Raw genomic sequence first — 604 nt, 5'->3', positions numbered from 1 at the left:
TTACATTGCAGATGAACGTATTGATGATTTTGCATGGAAAGAAATGAACAAGGAACAATAATGCACATGATTGCCGGCCTGTTAGCAGGTTTTCCAAACTTTTTACTCTACTTCTCAGTATCCATTATTTTTGTTTTGGCGTTTAAGTTCATCTACGTCAAGCTTACGCCTTATGATGAATGGCATCTGATCAAGGAAAAGCAAAATACCGCAGCCGCAGTGGCGTTGAGTGGCGCTTTTCTGGGTTATTGTATTGCGATTTCGGGTGCGGCAAAAAACTCAGTCAACATTGTCGACTTTATGGTTTGGGGCGTTGTTGCCATGCTTGCGCAAATCATCGCATTTGCCATCGTGCGTTTTATTTTGCTGCCAAGAGTTACTGAGCGTATCGAAAAAGATGAGCTGCCTGCAGGCATTGTACTTGCGGCGGTTTCTATATCGGTCGGCATGTTGAATGCTGCTTGTATGACGTACTAGGAGGAACGATGAAGCGCAGTTCCAACGTTAAACGTTCTTCCATGGATAAAAGCTTAAAGCTTGGAAAAATCATACCGTTCGCGGCATTTGGCGGAATTTTCTTCCTTGCGACCCAAGAATCAAAGAC

The 604-nt window shown here is 43.5% G+C and carries 1 protein-coding gene; it reads left to right on the top strand.

The window, feature by feature from the left end; all coding sequences use genetic code 11:
• Window positions 1-60 precede the first annotated feature (60 nt).
• Window positions 61-477, top strand: a complete 417-nt coding sequence (locus R7R24_RS28450) for a DUF350 domain-containing protein (protein WP_005459831.1) — start codon at window positions 61-63, stop codon at window positions 475-477.
• Window positions 478-604: the final 127 nt, after the last annotated feature.

It is taken from the genome of Vibrio sp. 704, assembly GCF_033339295.1.
This window is presented reverse-complemented; position numbering and strand designations above follow the sequence as displayed.

What these genes read in the sequence shown, in the direction of transcription:
- R7R24_RS28450 (WP_005459831.1), top strand. Translation starts at nt 61, where the DNA reads ATGCACATGATTGCCGGCCTGTTAGCAGGTTTTCCAAACTTTTTACTC.